This window comes from Salinifilum ghardaiensis (assembly GCF_054491345.1).
This window is the reverse complement of record NZ_CM137101.1, coordinates 110829-127593: the sequence shown is the minus strand read 5'-3', so window position 1 is coordinate 127593 and position 16765 is coordinate 110829. Positions and strand designations below refer to the sequence as shown.

The following is a 16765-nucleotide window of genomic DNA, read 5'->3' as shown; positions in this document are numbered from 1 at the left end:
TAGCCACCGGTTCACGTGGAACAGGCCGCCGATCCGGTTGCTGATGGACGATTCGGTCGGTGCCGACCCGACCGACCTGAGGCCGACCACTCCCGCGGGAGGCGGTGTGGTGCCGCCGCCCACCGCCGGAGGGTCCGGTGCGGTGCGCGGGAGGCACCGCGCACCGCCGCGGGACCTGCCCGCTCAGGCCTCGTTCAGCCCCGGCGTGCCGTCGGAGATGACGAACGAGGCGTGCGTTTCCACGTCCGCGCCCCGCTCCGTCACGTACGGCACGATCCGGTAGTCGGCGCGGATCTCCTCGGCGCTGATGCGGGTGCGCACGTACCCGCGCTGGTTGTTGTACATCTGCACGTGCGGGTTCTCCCGCAGGTAGCCCTTCTCCTCGTCGGTCAGCTCGTCCGAACCGTCACCACCGCTGGTGATCGACGTGGTGACCAGCTCGCTGCCGATGGTGCGGGAGCGCTCGGCGTCCGGGATGTTGTTCGCCCAGTTGGCGTGCACGTCGCCGGTGAGCACCACCGGGTTGCGCACCTGCGCCTGCTGCCACCCCTGCTTCACGCGCTTCCGCGAGCCGACGTAGCCGTCCCAGCCGTCCGGGTTGTAGCCCTCGTCCGACCCGTTGACGTAGTCGATCTCCGAGAACATGACCTGCTGGCCGAGGAGGTCCCAGCGCGCCTGCGACTGGCGGAAGCCCTGCAGCAGCCAGCGCTCCTGCTCCGCACCGGTGATGCTGCGCTCCGGGTCGTGGCGCTTCGGGTCGTCGGTGCCGAACTCGTCGCCGCCGACCTGGTCGTCGCGGTACTGGCGCGTGTCGAGCATGTGCAGCGTGGCCAGCCCGCCCCAGTGGATCCGCCGGTACAGCCGCATGTCGATGCCGGAGGGCACGGAGCGGCGGCGCAGCGGCATGTTCTCGTAGTAGGCGCGGAACGCGGCCTTGCGCCGCTCGAGGAAGGCCGGTCCGGGCTTGCCGGGTTCCTCGGGGATCTCGTCGGCCCAGTTGTTCTCCAGCTCGTGGTCGTCCCACACGACCACCCACGGGGCGGCGGCGTGCGCGAACTGCAGGTCCTGGTCCGCCTTGTACTGGGCGTGCCGCTGGCGGTAGTTGGCCAGCGTCTTCGTCTCCGGGCCGACGTGCTCGCGCGGGTTGCCGCCCGGGATCTCGTAGTCGCCCGCCTTGTACTCGTACTGGTAGTCGCCGAGGTGCAGCACCAGGTCCGGCTCCTCCTCGCCCAGGTGCCGGTAGGCGGTGAAGTAGCCGTGCTCGTACTGCGCGCAGGAGGCGAACGCCATGGTCAGCGGGCTCATCGCGCCGGGCAGCGGGGCGGTGCGGGCGCGGCCGGTGCGCGACAGCGATCCGAGCGCGCGGAACCGGTAGAAGTACTCGCGGTCCGGCCGCAGGTCGGAGAGCTCCACGTGAACGCTGTGCCCCATCTCGGGAGCGGCTTCGGTGCGCCCGCGGCGGACCACGCGGGTGAACCGCTCGTCCTCGGCGAGCTCCCACTGCACCGGGATGGTCTTGTCGGGCATGCCGCCCGTGCCGTCCTCGGCGAGGGGTTCGACGGCCAGCCGGGTCCACAGCACGAACCCGTCCGGCGCCGGGTCGCCGGAGGCGACCCCGAGGGTGAACACGTCCCCGCGGCGGGGGGAACCGGCTCCCGGGGTGGACGCGGCGGCGGTCCCGGACAGGGCGATGACACCGGCGGTCGCCGTACCGCCGATGAGCACACCGCGGCGGGTCACCGCGGAAGACGGCGTGGTGGGGTGGGACACGTCAACCTCCCAAATCGGTTCGGGCCGCGAATCACTCTCGCGGGGACCTGTGAAGATCCACCGGCGTGCACGTGAGCACAAGATGAACACGCCGAAGAAGTCTTTTCGGGCATCATCGCCACTCGTGCGGCGGATCCCGGCTCGTCCGGTGCGCGGAGAGTAGGAGGCGAGACGGCCTGTCGCGGCGTCCTGCCGCGCGGACCTCCGGTGCGGGCGCGCTCTCCCGGCCTCGGAACTGGGGTCTCCGGGTGCTGGGGTGCTCCGGGGCGGGTTGCGCGGAAGGCGGGAAGGGCGCGCGGGAGGATGGGCCCCGCGGGGCGAGGCGTGCGGGGCAACCGCACCGCGCCCGGCCCGCGTGCCGGAGACCGGAGCGGAGGAGGACCGCATGGGCGAACTACCGGAACGCAGTCGACTGGTGGCGAAGGCCCTCGCAGCGGCAGGTGCTGGCGGCGAGGTCCGAGAGATGCCGGATTCGACGCGCACGGCCGCGGACGCGGCGGACGCGCTCGGCTGCGCCGTCGGCGCGATCGCGAACAGCCTGGTCTTCGGCACCGAGCGCGGGCCGGTGCTCGTGCTCGCCAGCGGTGCGCACCGGGTGGACACGTCCGTCGTGGCCGATCACATGGGGTGGCCCCCGCTGCAGCGGGCCGCGACCGGGCAGGCGATCGGCGGTGTGGCCCCGCTCGGCCATCCGGAACCGCTGCCCACCGCGATCGACGCGAGCCTGGCCGAACACCCCGTGGTGTGGGCCGCAGCGGGCACGCCGCGCACCGTGTTCCCCACGAGCTACGAGGAACTGCTGCGGATCACCGCGGGCACCGGCGTGGCCGTGCGCTGAGTGGTCGTGCGCTGAGTGGCCGCGGGCCCGGCCGCGTGCCGGCTCGGGCGGTCCCCGCCGCGGAGTCAGCACCCACCCGGTCACCACCCGCCCCAGTCTGGACTCATTCCAGATTATTCAATTTTCATGAAAATTGGAAGCCATCCCCACGCGAATGGAGCACAAACCATCCACAGGGGGGCGAGTTGTCCACAGGTGGGGGTGCCGGGGGGTTGCGCAGCGACTCCGCGCATGGCAGGCCCCGCGGTGCGCAGAGCTGGCTCCCCAGTCGCATGATCGTGCGCATGACAACGCCCCCGCCGCGGGGGCGGGGGCGTTGGGCCTCCGGGGTCGGTGCCCGGCCGTGCGCCGGGCGGACGTCGCGCGGGAAGCGGCTACAGGTAGAACGCCAGGAACAGGCACCCGGCGAGCATGACGCCGAGGACCATGAGGACCTTGTCCTTGAGCACCACTTCCTCGGGCTCGCCGGCCACGCCCTTGTCGATGTCCACCGCGTACCGCAGGATCGCGATCACCATCGGGATGATCGCCAACGTGCCCCAGCGGGACTGCTCGTACTCGCCGATGTCGTAGGCCCACAGCGCGAACGACATGATCGAGATGGCAGCCGAGATGGCCCAGACGAACCGCAGGTAGGACGGCGAGTACGCCTTCAGCGACTTGCGGATCTTGGCGCCGGTCTCGGTGGCGAGCTTCACCTCGGCGTAGCGCTTGCCCGCCACCATGAACAGCGATCCGAACGAGACGACCAGGTAGAACCAGGACGTGATCGCCAGGCCGGCCGCGGCACCGCCCGCCAGCGAGCGCAGCAGGAAGCCCGAGGCCACGATGCACAGGTCGATCACCGGCTGGTGCTTCAGCCCGAAGCAGTACCCCAGCTGCACCGCGATGTAGACGGCCATCACCGCCAGCAGCATCGGGTGTGTGACCGCGGAGATGGCCAGCGAACCGACCAGCAGCAGCGCGCACACCGCGTAGGCCACGGGCACCGGGATGAGCCCGGCGGCGATGGGCCGGTTGCGCTTCGTCGGGTGCGCGCGGTCGGACTCGACGTCGATCGCGTCGTTGACGAAGTAGATGCCGGAAGCCGCCATCGAGAAGGTGATGAACGCGACCACCGCGTCCAGCAGCACCGGCACGTTGAGGATCTGGCCCGCCGCGAAGGGGGCGGCCAGCACCAGGACGTTCTTGACCCACTGCTTCGGCCGGAGCTCCTTGACCAGTCCGCTGGCCAGGCCGGAAAGGGTTCCCGCCTTGGCGGTGACCTTCGCGTGGTACTCGTCCGAGGCCTTCGGGTCTTCGGTGGCCGTGCTCTCGGCACCGTTGAGCACCTCGTCGCCGAACTCGGCGCCGATGCTGCCTTCCCCGTCGGTTTCGAGTTCTTCCTGCGCTTCCGCGTCCGCCGCGGTGCGCTCCGCGCCGTCCGACCCGTCATGCCCGGATGCGGTCGCGTCCTGCTCCACATCCGCGGACGAGGACGCGCCGGCGTCCACGTCCGGGCTGACAGCCGCGGCGCTCTCCTTCTTGTCAGCCACGGTTCCTCCGCCGTTTCACGAATCGCCGAAAGCCCCACGCCACGGCGCCGCCGAGCGCGGAACCGGCGAGCACGTCGCTGGGGTAGTGCACCCCCAGAACCACGCGACTGACCAGCATCGGCGGCACCAGCACCGGGGTCAGTCGCCGACCCGTCAGCCCACCGTAGAGCACCGCAGCTGCGGTGGTGGACGTCGCGTGGGAGGACGGGAAGCTCAACCTGCTGGGTGTTCCCACCAGTACGCGCACCTCGGGATCGGTGGGCCGCTGCCGCCGCACCACGCGCTTCACCGCGATCGAGGCGGCGTGCGCTGCGGCCACACCCGCGGACGCGGCGACCCACTCGCCGCGGTGCTCGCGGTCGACCAGGGCGCCGAACGCGCCCGCGGCCAACCACCCGGCGGCGTGCTCGCCGAACAGCGACATGGTCTGCGCGGTCTTCACCACCGGGGGTGTGGCCATGACACCTTGCACACGTCGCAGGGCGACGGTCTCGTACGTGACCCTGCTCGCGTCCGGCTCGCCGCCGGACGCCTCCTCGCCTGTGGCCGGCTGCTCAGCCGGCACGCTCACATCAGCAGCCACATCTTCTCCGGGGATCGGGGTTTGCGGCGCGGCAGCGGACTACCGCTGTTCGAAGACCTGCTTCCACGACTCGGGGCTGGTCAGGTCGGGCAGCGCCGCCCGGTACCGCTCCCGCAGGCCGGACCACGACTGGCCCAGCTTGCGGTACAGCGCCAGCGCCCGGGTCCCCAACCTACGGAACTCGGCGGGGTCGCGGCGGCGGAACGCCACGCCGCTGCCGTCGGCGGTGGACACGGTGGCGCTGTCGAGGTTGCCGAGGAGGAACCAGCGCGCGCTCGCGGCCGGGACGTTCAGCTGCGGACGCTGCTCCGCCTCGTCGTCCGGTTCGGTCAGGTTGTGCAGCAGCGCCCTGGCGGCGCGCTTGGCCATCGCCGGCGTGCCCACGGGCGGGTTGAGCAGGCCTTCGGCCATGATCGGGTCGGCCGTCGGCGGGGGGACCTCGCGCGCGGAGGACAGCGTCGTGGCGTCGTCGTAGCCCTCGCGCAGCGCGCGCACCTCCGGCAGCGCCGTGCGCAGGCTGTCGAACAGCCCCTCGGGACCGGCCATGAAGTCCTCGACGGCCTTGAGCTGCACCGCGACCGTGGAGTACTCCATCGACAGCAGGTGCCGCAGGGTGAGCTTGAGCTGCTGCTTGACGATGCTGTGCTTGACGTCGTCCGGGCTGTGCAGCGCCGCGAGGATCAACCGGTTGCGCACGTGGAAGTACGCGGTCCAGTCGGTGGCGTCGTTCTTGTCGGTCCACGGCATGTGCCAGATCGCCGCGCCCGGCAGCGTCACCGTCGGGTAGCCGTGACCCGCCGCGCGCAGCGAGTACTCCGAGTCGTCGTGCTTGAGGAACAGCGGCAGCGGCAGCCCCGTGTTCTCGACGACCTCCCGCGGGAACAGGCACATCCACCAGCCGTTGTAGGTGGCGTGCACGCGCTGGTGCAGCTTCGGCGACTTGCGCAGCGGTTTCTTGGCGAAGTCGTGGTCTGTGGCCGCACCGGGCGCGGCGCGCCACATCGCGGCGCCCAGGTCGACGACCTCGCCCATCGTGTGCAGTCGCGAGCGCGCCTGCAGGTTGAGCATCTGACCGCCGACGATGAGCGGCTGCGCGGCGGCGCGGGAGAACGCGTTGACCCGCAGCACGCTGTCCGGTTCCAGCGCGATGTCGTCGTCGAGCAGCAGCACCTGCGCGGCGCTGGAGTTGTGCACCCCCTCGTACATGATCCGTCCGAACCCGCCGGAGCCGCCGAGGTTGGGCTGCTCGATCACGCGCAGGCGGTCGCCGAGCACGGCGGCGGCCTCGTCGAAGCCCTCGGTGTCGCGGATGCGCTGCTGCCCCTGGTCGGCCACGACCACGGTGTCGACGAGGTTCATGACCTCGGCGTCCTCGCCCAGCGCGCGGAGGGTGAGCACGCAGTCCTGCGGGCGCATCGTGGTGGTGCCGACGACGACGTCCTGCCGGGGCAGCTCGGTGTCGGTGGTCCAGGCGGCCTGGTCGACCTCCAGCTCGGCGTCCTCGGTGGACACGTCGAACCAGATCCAGCCGCCGTCCTCGAACGGCGTGAGCGCGACCCGGAACTCCAGCGCGCTGGTCTCCTCACCGGAGGAGATCGGCGTGCCCTGCAGGTGCACGCTGTCACCGTTGGGCTTGGAGCGGTACAGGTCGAGGCGCCCGGTGCCCCGCACCCGCAGGCGCAGCACGACCTCGTCGACCGTGGTCCACCGCTTCCAGTAGCTGGCGGGGAAGGCGTTGAAGTACGAGGCGAACGACAGCGAGGCGTGCTCGGCGACCCGCAGGCCCCGGCGCGAGGTGATCGTCGCCGCACGCCCCTGCCCGGCGGGTTCGTCGAGGTAGAGCACCCGCACGTCCAGCGGGTCCTCGCGCCGGGGCAGGACCACGCGCTGCAGCACCTGCTCGGGGCGCACGTCGCTCGTCCCCACCGAGCTCATCGAGGTCACGTCGCTGAGCTTGCTCTCACCCGCGGTCGCGGAGCGCGGAGTCCGGTCGGTCACGTCAGTCCTCCAGGGAGCCGTCCAGCGAACGGCCCTCGGTGAAATACGGGGCGATCTTGTTGTCGAACATGCTCAGCGCCGAACCGATCGCCATGTGCATGTCGAGGTACTTGTAGGTCCCCAGCCGACCACCGAAGATAACCTTGCGCTCCTTGGCCTCGCGCTTGGCCAGTTCCCGGTACGCGGTGAGCTTGGCGCGGTCCTCGGCGGTGTTGATCGGGTAGTAGGGCTCGTCGCCGCTCTCGGCCGCGCGGGAGTATTCGCGGACGATCACGGTTTTGTCGTCCGGGTAGTAGTCCCGCTCCGGGTGAAAATGCCGGAATTCATGAATCCGGGTGTGCGGGACGTCCTCGTCCGCGTAGTTCAGCACGGGCGTGCCCTGGAAGTCGCCGGTGCCGACGACCTCGGTGACGAAGTCCAGCGTGCGCCACCCGAGCTCGCCCTCGCGGTAGTCGAAGTAGCGGTCGAGCGGGCCCGTGTAGACGACCGGGACCTGCGGCAGCTGGTCCCGCACCGCGAAGTAGTCCGTGCCCAGCACGACGTCGATGTTCGGGTGCTCGGCCATGCGCTGCAGCCAGGCGGTGTAGCCGTCGACCGGCAGGCCCTCGTAGGTGTCGCTGAAGTAGCGGTTGTTGAACGTGTACCGCACCGGCAGCCGCGTGATGATCGACGCGGGCAGCTCCTTCGGGTCCGTCTGCCACTGCTTGGCCGTGTACCCGCGGACGAACGCCTCGTACAGCGGCCGCCCCACCAGGGAGATCGCCTTCTCCTCGAGGTTCTGCGCGTCCGCGGTGTCGATCTCCGAGGCCTGCTCGGCCACCAGGGCGCGCGCCTCGTCCGGGCTGAACGCCCTGCCGAAGAACTGGCACAGCAGCCCCAGGTTCATCGGGAAGGAGTAGATCTGGTCCTGGTACTTGGTGAACACCCGGTGCTGGTAGTCCGTGAAATCGGTGAACTGGTTCACGTACTCCCACACCCGCCGGTTCGACGTGTGGAACAGGTGCGCGCCGTAGCGGTGCACCTCGATCCCCGTTTCCGGTTCGGGCTCGGAGTACGCGTTCCCCCCGATGTGTTCCCGGCGGTCCAGCACCAGCACACGTTGGTCCAACTGGCTGGCGGCGCGTTCAGCGATCGTCAGTCCGAAGAATCCGGATCCCACAACGATCAGGTCATAGCCTGCGAAGCTCACACACGCGAGGGTAGCGGGCTCGCGCGGGGCGCCCGAAACCGCGGTGCGCCGAACCACGCAGCGCTCTGCACGCCGTGTCAGCAGCACCTCCTCCGCCGAGGGCGGACGGCTTTCCGAATCACCGCACCGGGTGTCGATTCCGGCACGATATGCATTCGATTCCCGGATGAAATCCGAGCTCGGCGATCTCGATCGTCCGACCCCGCCGGCGTGTCGGGTTTCGCTATGATCCCACGGTGCCGCGCCCGCGGATCCACCGCGGAGGAAAACGGTAATTCGAACACTTTTCGCGCGGATGGGCCGGACCCGGACGGACCGAGCCGAACGGGACGCGCCCGGGGCGGGCACGACCACGGCCGACCCGGCCAGGAACCGGCGCGGCCGGGACAGGCACGACCAGGACAGGGACGCAGGGACAGGGACGCAGGCGGACAGATGGCGACGAGCGGCACGAACCCCGGCACCGCGCGCACCCCGGCTCGGCGGTCCAGCAGCGCGGGACCCGCCCGCGACTGGCGCCCGCTGCTGATCGTGGCGATCGTGCTCGAGATCTTCGCCGTGTGGCTCGTGCACTGGATCGACACCCGCGGCTACGTCGACACGCAAGTCTACCAGCTCGGCGGCCGCGCCTGGCTCAGCGGTTTCGACCTCTACGGCGACCTCACCCCGGAGAGCCCGGACTCCAGCACGCTGCCGTTCATCTACCCGCCGTTCGCCGCGCTGCTGTTCGCCCCGCTGAGCCTGGTGCCGACGAGCGCGGCCGTGCTGGTGGTCTCGCTCACCTCGCACCTGTCGATCCTGGTCACCGCCTACGCGCTGGCGCGCCGCTCGCCGTACTTCGCCGCCCGGGCACCGTTCGTCGCCGCGGGCGCGGCGGCGCTCATGCCGTGGCTGACGCTGATCGAACCCGCGCGCGAGACGCTGAACTACGGGCAGATCAACCTGCTGCTCATGGCGCTGGTCGCGGCCGACTGCCTGCTGGGGCGCACCCGCTGGCCGCGCGGACTGCTCGTCGGCCTGGCCGGGGCGATCAAGCTGACCCCGCTGGGCTTCCTGCTGTTCTTCCTCCTGCGCCGGGACCACCGCGCGCTCGGCACCGCGCTGGCCACGTTCAGCGGCACCGTCCTGCTCGGCGTGCTCGCCGCGCCGCGCGACTCGGCCACCTGGTGGCTGGAGCAGATGTTCGACACCGGCGGTTCGATGGGCGCGGTCTACGCCGGCAACCTGTCGCTGCGCAGCCTCATCGCCAAGCAGGACATCTCCGGGGCCGGCCTGAACCTGCTGTGGATCGCCGGGGCCATCGCCCTGGTCGGCATCGCGGTGTGGGCGATGCGCTACGCCCAGCAGCAGGCCAACACCGCGCTGATGCTCGCGTTCAACGCGGTGCTCGTCGTGCTCATCTCCCCCATCTCCTGGTCGCACCACTGGGTCTGGGCCGGACCGACCCTGGCGCTGCTGCTGACCATGGCCGTGCGGCACCGCTGGTACGGGATCCTCGCCGCGGTGCTGCTGGCCGGGGCGACCGTGCTGTACGGGCCGCAGTGGCACCTGCCCTACACCGAGAACCGGGAACTCGACTGGACACCGCTGCAGCAGGTCATCGGCAACGCCTACACGCTCTGGGGCATCGCGCTGCTCATCGGCGGTGCGGTGGCGTACTGGCGCTGGACCGCACCCGCCGAGGACGCCGCCGGAACGCGCGGGAGCCCCGCCGCGGGGAACGGCTCGGCGGCCGCGCGCAGCAGATGAGCAGCGCCCGCGACGCTCACGAGCGCTGCGGTGCGGCACCTGCCGTTCCAGCCCCGACACCTCGGTGCGCCCGGCGCGAGTCCGCAACCCCGTCGGAGCGGGCGCGCTCCGGTGCTTGACCCGACGTCGCCGCGTTGGCATGGTGATCCACAACACCGGCGGACGACGAGGGGAGCGAGGATGCGCCGTCACGGCACGACATCGCCGCTCGCCCGCGTCCGCCGCAGCGCGCCGCTGCCGCAGGGTCCGAGCCTGCTCGGCCGCGTGAACCGCGCGCACCCGTTCTGCCGCATCCGCACCGGCCCATCCGCCTGAGGCCTCCGGCCCAGGCGAGTGTGTCCGCGGCGCCCGCGCGCCACCGATTCCACCGCTCCTCTCCGCCGGGAGGCCACCCCGCGGCGTGATCCCGGCGAGCACGCGTGCCCGGCCGATCCGCGCCGCCGCCGTGCCCGCCACGTCCGAGGAGACCAACCGTGCCGCTCACGTCGCTGCACCACCGCATCGGAATTCCGTTCTCCCTGCGCTGGGGATTCGTTGGCCTGTTCGTGTTCATGGTCGGCGACGGCGTGGAGACCGGGTACCTGTCGAAGTTCCTGCACGAGCAGCAGGGGTTCCCGGAGAACCAGGTGGCCCTGGTCTTCACCATCTACGGGGTCACGGCCGCCGTGTCGTACTGGCTGTCCGCAGCGCTGTCGGACATCTGGGGCCCGCGCCGCGTCATGTACGCCGGAGCGGCGATCTGGGTGGTGTTCCACGTCCTGTTCGTCGCCGGCGGCATCATGGCGCACAACTACCCGGTCCTGCTGCTCAGCTACGCCGTCCGCGGGTTCGGCTACCCGCTCTTCGCCTACGCGTTCCTGGTGTGGATCACGTCGAGCACCGCCGCGCCACGCCTCGGCACGGCGGTGGGCTGGTTCTGGTTCGCCTACAGCGCCGGGTTCGCCGCGCTGGGGCCGCAGTTGGCGAACCTGTCCATCCCGCTGCTCGGCGAGTTGAACACGCTGTGGCTGAGCCTCGGGGTGATCGCGGTCGGCGCGCTGCTCATGCTGCTCGTCCGCGACCCGTACGGCGACCGCCCCACCGGCCACGCCGATGAACACCCGCTGCGCAGCCTGCTGTCCAGCATCACCGTGCTGTGGCACCGGCCGCCGCTGTTCGCCGGGCTGGTCGTGCGGATGATCAACAGCATCCCGCAGTACGGCTTCATCGTGTTCATGCCGATCTTCTACACCCGGCAGCTGGGGTTCGAGCTGTCGCAGTGGCTGACGGTCTCCTCGGCGATGTTCATCAGCAACATCTTCTTCAACCTGGTCAGCGGCGCGCTCGGCGACCGGCTCGGGTTCGCCGTCGTGGTCCGTTGGATGGGCGGGGTGGGCTGCGCCGCGACCGTGCTGCTCTTCCACCACGTCCCAGCTGCCACGCACAGCTACGCGCTCGCGCTGGTGACCTCCGTGCTTTTCGGCGCCACGCTCGCCGGATTCGTGCCCATGTCCGCGCTGATGCCGACGATGGCTCCCGACCGGCGCGGTGCGGCGATGGCCGCGTTGAACCTCGGCGCCGGACTGGCCACGGCGGTCGGCCCGGCCATCGTCGGCGTGGTGCTGCCGCTGTTCGGCGCCGCCGGGGTCATGTGGGTGTTCGCCGCGCTGTACCTGCTCGCAGCCGCGCTGACCTTCGTGCTGCGCATCCCCGCACCCGCCGCGGAAACCCGGCAACAGGAAGGAGTTCTGGAATGAACCCGATCGGCATCCACGCGGGAGTTTGGATCGGCGACTGGAGCCCCGAACGGACGCGGTTCGCGATGCGGCGCACGGCCGAAGCCGGCTACGACCTCATCGAGCTCAGCGCCAGCGACGTCACCGCGATCGACCCGGTGCTCGTGCGCGAGCAGCTCGTCGAGCACGGCCTGCGCGCCGCCGCGTCGCTCGGGCTGAGCTTCGACGCCGACGTCAACAGCGAGGACACCGCCGTGGTCCGGCGCGGGCAGGACAAGCTCGCCACGGCCCTCGACCTCGTGACGGACATCGGTGCGCACCACCTCGTCGGCGCGCTGCACTCCGCGCTCGGCAAGTACCCCGGTCAGCCCACGCGGGCGGCTCGGGCGAACGCCGTCGCCGCGATCCGCGAACTGGCCGCGCACGCGGAGCAGCGCGGTGTGCTGCTCGGCCTGGAGATCGTCAACCGGTACGAATCGAACCTGCTGAACACCACGCGGCAGGCGTTGGAGTTCCTCGACGACGTGGGCGCGGACAACGTGACCGCGCACCTGGACACGTATCACATGAACATCGAGGAACCGGACTTCACGCGTCCCGTCCGCGAGGCCGGTGACCGGCTGGGGTACGTGCACGTCGGGGAGAGCCACCGCGGTTACCTCGGCTCGGGCACGGTCGACTTCCGCCGGTTCTTCCAGTCCCTCGCCGACGCGGGCTACGCGGGTCCGATCACGTTCGAGAGCTTCTCCTCCGCGGTGGTCGACCCCGTCCTGTCGGACACCTTGGCGGTCTGGCGCAACCTCTGGGACGACAACGTCGACCTGGCCCGCCACGCGCACCGGTTCATCACCGATGAACTGCACGCGGCTCGGCAGCGGTGACCGCCGCCTGCGGAGCCCGGTCGGTGCCCTCCACCGATCGGGCTCACCCGAGTGCGCCCTCGGCAGAACCACAACCGATGCCCGGCCGGTGTTCCCCGGGCGTGCTCCAAGCCTGGTCGAGGTACATGAAGCAACCGGACGACCTGGTGGCGAGCGGCAGTCCAGCCGGGGCCCGAGCGCACGGGGGCGTTCGATCCCCCTCGCTCGAGCACGAGGCGACAGCAGAGCCGGGTGATCGAACGGGGGAGGTGACTGCCGTGCACCGGTCGGAACGGTCGGCCGTCACCCGCGAGGCTTGTTACGGCCTCGCAGCGCCGGGGTCGGCCCCGAGACTGCGATGGCGGGCATGATCAGGGCCTCTCGCGCGCAGCGCTTCCAAGGGCGGTAGCGGGGTGCTCCGAGAACCACACGGCTGCGCGCTCCGGCTGCACCGGCTCTGACCCGGGTACGCGGCGCTGTGAGCGTCGGCCAGGACTCGACCCCCGCCCGCGGCCTGCCTGGAACAGCCGTGGAGGGAGCGCACTTCCGGGTGTTACGCTGACCCTGTTAATCGAACCTTGGCGGTAGTAGATTAACAGCGGCCTCCGATCCGAGCGGTCGGGGGCCGTTTTCACGCCCGTTCCAGCGCACGCCCGCAGCAGCGGGCTCGCGCGGGAACGAGCGCCCGCGCGCGAAGGTTGCATCCACTGTGGACGCACAGGGGCCAGGCCAAGCCCTCGTGGACAGATCAGAGCTCCCCGGTCGCCAGGCCTCCGGTCGCCAACCCCCGGTCGCCCCTGATTCCCGAGACCCGGAACGCGGAGGGGTCGCGCCCTGCCCCTCGCGCTGGCGACGCTCCCGCAGCTCTCGAGTGACGTCCTCCAGGCGGAATCGAGCCTGCCCCCAACCGTCACCGTCGCCACTGTGTCCCCGCACACCCGCACCCGCGCGCTCGGGCGCGAACGCGCGGGCAGCACCCGTTCGGGCGCGTGCGGGACACGTCCGCACGGAGCACCGCCACCACTCCATCCGGTCGCCGGGCGCACCGCGTCCGCCACGCGCGGGCAGATCGGGTCGATACCGGGGGATCCGGACCGATACGGTCTCGGTGTGCGCATCGGGATCGTGATTCTGCCGGAACATCGGTGGTGGGCGGCCGAACCGCTGTGGCGGATGGCCGAGGAGTACGGCTTCGCCCACGCCTGGACCTACGACCACATCGGCTGGCGGTCCCTTGTGGACAAGCCGTGGTTCGACGCGGTGCCGACGCTCACCGCCGCGGCGACCGCGACGTCCACGATCCGCCTGGGCACGCTGGTCACCTCGCCGAACTTCCGCCACCCGGTGCACTACGCCCGCGAAGTCACCGCGCTCGACGACGTCTCCGACGGCAGGCTCATCACCGGCCTCGGCGCCGGCGGCCCCGGTTTCGACGAGAGCGTCCTCGGTGCCGAGGAGCTCACCCCCGGGCAGCGCGCCGACCGGTTCGGCGAGTTCCTCGCACTGCTCGACCGCATCCTGCGGCAGGACACCACCGACTACTCCGGCGAGTACTACACCGCCGCGGGAGCGCGCCGCAGCCCCGGCTGCGTGCAGCAGCCGCGCGCACCGTTCCTCGTCGCCGCCAACGGACCGCGGACGATGCGCCTGGCCGCCCGCTACGGCGACGCGTGGCTGACCAACGGCATCCGCGACGCCGCCGACGACGAGAGCTGGTGGCGCTCCATCGCCGAGAAGTCGCTGCAGTTCGACGACGCGCTCGCCTTCGAGGACCGCGACGGGCCGCTGCCCCGCTACCTGTCCGTCGACGCCGCGCCCACGTACTCGATGTCCAGCATCGAGCACTTCCGCGACGTGGTCGGCCGCGCCAGCGAGCTCGGCTTCACCGACGTGATCACCCACTGGCCGCGCTCCGACGCGGGCCCGTACGCCGGGTCGGAGGCGATCGTCGAGCAGATCGCCTCCGAGGTGCTGCCCGAGCTGAATTGACGGAAAACGGCTTCGCCGCTTGCCTGACGGGCCGGGTGCGGCCAAAACCTCGCCGCCTCGGCCCGCATCACTCGGCCGGTTCGAGCACCTCGCGGCCGCCGAGGAACGGGCGCAGCGCCTCCGGCACCCGCACGGAGCCGTCCGACTGCTGGTGGTTCTCCAGGACGGCCACGATCCAGCGGGTCGTGGCCAGCGTCCCGTTCAACGTCGCGGCGGTGCGCGGCTTGCCGTCCGCGTCCCGGTGCCGCGTGTTCAACCGCCGCGCCTGGAACGTCGTGCAGTTCGACGTGGAGGTCATCTCCCGGTAGGTGCCCTGGCTGGGCACCCACGCCTCGCAGTCGAACTTGCGGGCCGCGCTGGCCCCCAGGTCGCCGGCCGCCGTGTCGATCACCCGGTACGGCAGCTCGAGCTTGCCCAGCATCTCCTCCTCCCAGGCCAGCAGCCGCTCGTGCTCGGCGCGCGAGTCCTCCTCGGCGCAGTAGACGAACATCTCGAGCTTGTTGAACTGGTGCACGCGGATGATGCCGCGGGTGTCCTTGCCGTACGAACCCGCCTCGCGGCGGAAGCACGTCGACCAGCCGGCGTAGCGCAACGGGCCGCGGGAGAGGTCCACGATCTCGCCGGAGTGGTACCCGGCCAGCGGCACCTCCGAAGTGCCCACGAGGTACAGGTCGTCCTCGGCCAGGTGGTAGATCTCGTCGGAGTGGGCGCCGAGGAAACCGGTGCCGTCCATGACCTCCGGCCGCACCAGCACCGGCGGCACGACCAGGGTGAACCCGGACGCGGTGGCCTGGGCGGCGGCCATGTTCAGCAGCGCCATCTCCAGCTGCGCGCCGACGCCGGTGAGGAAGTAGAACCGGGCGCCGGAGACCTTCGCGCCGCGCTCCACGTCGAGCGCGCCGAGATCCGTGCCCAGCTGCAGGTGGTCGCGCACCGCGAAGTCGAACTCGCGCGGCTCGCCGACGTGCCGCAGCACGGCGTAGTCGTCCTCCCCGCCGTGCGGCACCTCGGGTTCGACGAGGTTCGACAGCTGCCGCTGCAGGCGCTGCAACTCCTGCTCGGCCTCGTCCTGCTCGGCCTCGGCCTGCTTCACCCGCGCGGCCAGCTCCTTGGCCTGCGCGAGCAGGGTCTCGCGCTGCTCGCCGCTGGCCCCGCCGACCTGCTTGCCGAGCTGCTTCTGCTCCGCGCGCAGGTCGTCGGCACTGGACACGGCGGACCTGCGACGCTCGTCGGCGGACAGCAGCGCGTCCACCAGGTCGGGGTCCTCCCCCCGGGCGCGCTGGGACACGCGCACGGCTTCCGGGTCCTCGCGTAGCGTCTTCAGGTCGATCACAGCTGGTCAGCCTAGCGTCAGCGGCGGTGCTCGACCGCGCGGGGGTTGCGGCGCGCCGCCCACCCGCGCGGTCGCGGTGCGGGATCGGCACGGTGCGGGCGCACTTCCGGCGGACACGGCATGATAGACGGCGATGGCCGAAACCGACTCCCCCCGATCGCAGCAGCGGCGCAGCCGCAACACGCGGCTGATCATGGTGTCCGCAGCGATCGGCGCCCTGCTGATCCTGCTCATCTCCACCCTGCTGAACTGGCCGACCGGTGAGGACGAGGGCTCCGGCGGCGGCCCGGGCGGGATCGGTGCGGCCCCCACGCCGCAGGAGTTCAACGCCCCGCGCGGCGCGTGCCTGAACTGGACCCAGGTCAACGCCTCCGACCTGGAACAGGTGCGCTGCGACCAGCCGCACCTGTTCGAGATCACCGGCAAGGCCGACATCGGCGGCGACTTCCCCCCGAACGCGCCCTACCCGAGCACCGAGCAGTGGCAGCAGCTCAAGCAGCAGCGCTGCGCCGAGGTCTCCACCGCGTACCTGCAGGGCGCGTTCGACCCGGACGGGCGGTTGGCGGTCGGCGCGTTCACCCCCAGCGAGGAGGGGTGGGGCAACGGCGACCGGACCCTGCACTGCGGGCTGCAGCAGCCCGGGCCCTCCGGGGAGCTGTACCGGATGAGCGAGCGGGCGGCCGACATGGACCAGTCCAACGTCTACGACGTGGGCCGCTGCCTGGGGATCAACGGCACGGCCGTGTGGGACCCGGTCGACTGCTCCCGCCCGCACGCCGCGGAGATCACCGGAACGGTGAACCTGGGCGACGAGTTCTCCGGCGAGTACCCGCCCGCGGAGGAGCAGGACAACTACCTCGCCACCCGCTGCCGGGAGATCACCGCGGAGTACGCCGGCGGTCCGCAGGTGGTCGAGGACAAGGGCCTGGTGACGTACTGGGACACGCTGTCCGAGGAGAGCTGGGCCGCCGGTTCGCGCCTGGTCAACTGCAAGGTGAGCGCCCAGCTGCCGGACGGCAGCGGACTGGCGCCGGTCACCGGCGGCGTGCGCGGCGAGGTCAGCATCGGCGACGAGCCGGCGCCGAAGAAGACCGGCCAGGCGCGGCCCGGTGCCCCGGCCGAAGGGCAGCGGTGATCACCCCTTCGAGAAGCCGGTGGCCCCGCGCCCCCGCGTCCTTTTCGCGCGGAACCCCGCTCGGGTACAAC

Annotated in this window: 12 protein-coding genes; 6 read left to right on the top strand and 6 right to left on the bottom strand. The window is 71.2% G+C overall.

Features of this window, described 5'->3' with window-relative positions; genetic code table 11:
• Nucleotides 1-183 precede the first annotated feature (183 nt).
• Entirely contained in the window at nucleotides 184-1770 is a 1587-nt protein-coding gene (locus ACVGV0_RS00535) for an alkaline phosphatase D family protein (protein ID WP_459157875.1), read from the bottom strand.
• Nucleotides 1771-2155: 385 nt separating this feature from the next.
• Between ACVGV0_RS00535 and ACVGV0_RS00530 the strand changes: the two genes are divergently transcribed.
• Nucleotides 2156-2608, top strand: a complete 453-nt coding sequence (locus ACVGV0_RS00530) for a YbaK/EbsC family protein (protein WP_459157874.1) — start codon at nucleotides 2156-2158, stop codon at nucleotides 2606-2608.
• Nucleotides 2609-2982: 374 nt separating this feature from the next.
• On the opposite strand, the gene ACVGV0_RS00525 is transcribed toward ACVGV0_RS00530, so the two are convergent.
• From ACVGV0_RS00525 to glf, 4 genes are all read right to left on the bottom strand, one after another.
• Nucleotides 2983-3939 (bottom strand): decaprenyl-phosphate phosphoribosyltransferase, encoded by a 957-nt coding sequence (locus ACVGV0_RS00525; RefSeq protein ID WP_459160122.1) that lies wholly within the window; start codon nucleotides 3937-3939, stop codon nucleotides 2983-2985.
• Between the two features lie 196 nt (nucleotides 3940-4135).
• Nucleotides 4136-4603, bottom strand: coding sequence for a phosphatase PAP2 family protein (locus ACVGV0_RS00520; RefSeq protein ID WP_459157873.1), 468 nt, complete (start codon nucleotides 4601-4603; stop codon nucleotides 4136-4138).
• Between the two features lie 162 nt (nucleotides 4604-4765).
• Nucleotides 4766-6661 (bottom strand): glycosyltransferase, encoded by a 1896-nt coding sequence (locus ACVGV0_RS00515; RefSeq protein WP_459160121.1) that lies wholly within the window; start codon nucleotides 6659-6661, stop codon nucleotides 4766-4768.
• A gap of 64 nt (nucleotides 6662-6725) precedes the next feature.
• Nucleotides 6726-7913: a UDP-galactopyranose mutase gene (glf, locus tag ACVGV0_RS00510; protein ID WP_459157872.1), complete on the bottom strand. Its 1188-nt coding sequence runs from the start codon at nucleotides 7911-7913 to the stop codon at nucleotides 6726-6728.
• Between the two features lie 435 nt (nucleotides 7914-8348).
• On the opposite strand from glf, the gene ACVGV0_RS00505 reads away from it, so the two are divergent.
• The 4 genes from ACVGV0_RS00505 (at nucleotide 8349) to ACVGV0_RS00490 (ending at nucleotide 14226) form a co-directional block, all read left to right on the top strand.
• Nucleotides 8349-9662 (top strand): glycosyltransferase 87 family protein, encoded by a 1314-nt coding sequence (locus ACVGV0_RS00505; protein ID WP_459157871.1) that lies wholly within the window; start codon nucleotides 8349-8351, stop codon nucleotides 9660-9662.
• A 473-nt stretch (nucleotides 9663-10135) separates the two neighbouring features.
• Complete coding sequence (locus ACVGV0_RS00500) at nucleotides 10136-11398, top strand: MFS transporter (RefSeq protein WP_459157870.1); 1263 nt, start codon at nucleotides 10136-10138, stop codon at nucleotides 11396-11398.
• On the top strand, nucleotides 11395-12258 hold the full coding sequence (locus ACVGV0_RS00495; RefSeq protein ID WP_459157869.1) for a sugar phosphate isomerase/epimerase family protein: 864 nt from the start codon (nucleotides 11395-11397) through the stop codon (nucleotides 12256-12258). Before ACVGV0_RS00500 ends, ACVGV0_RS00495 begins: the two co-directional genes overlap by 4 nt.
• A 1089-nt stretch (nucleotides 12259-13347) precedes the next feature.
• Nucleotides 13348-14226, top strand: a complete 879-nt coding sequence (locus tag ACVGV0_RS00490; protein WP_459157868.1) for an LLM class flavin-dependent oxidoreductase — start codon at nucleotides 13348-13350, stop codon at nucleotides 14224-14226.
• A gap of 67 nt (nucleotides 14227-14293) precedes the next feature.
• Here ACVGV0_RS00490 and serS read toward each other — a convergent pair whose 3' ends face one another.
• Nucleotides 14294-15559, bottom strand: a complete 1266-nt coding sequence (serS, locus tag ACVGV0_RS00485) for a serine--tRNA ligase (protein ID WP_459157867.1) — start codon at nucleotides 15557-15559, stop codon at nucleotides 14294-14296.
• Nucleotides 15560-15692: 133 nt separating this feature from the next.
• Here serS and ACVGV0_RS00480 point away from each other — a divergent pair, with 133 nt between their 5' ends.
• Nucleotides 15693-16694, top strand: coding sequence for a septum formation family protein (locus tag ACVGV0_RS00480; RefSeq protein ID WP_459157866.1), 1002 nt, complete (start codon nucleotides 15693-15695; stop codon nucleotides 16692-16694).
• Nucleotides 16695-16765: the final 71 nt, after the last annotated feature.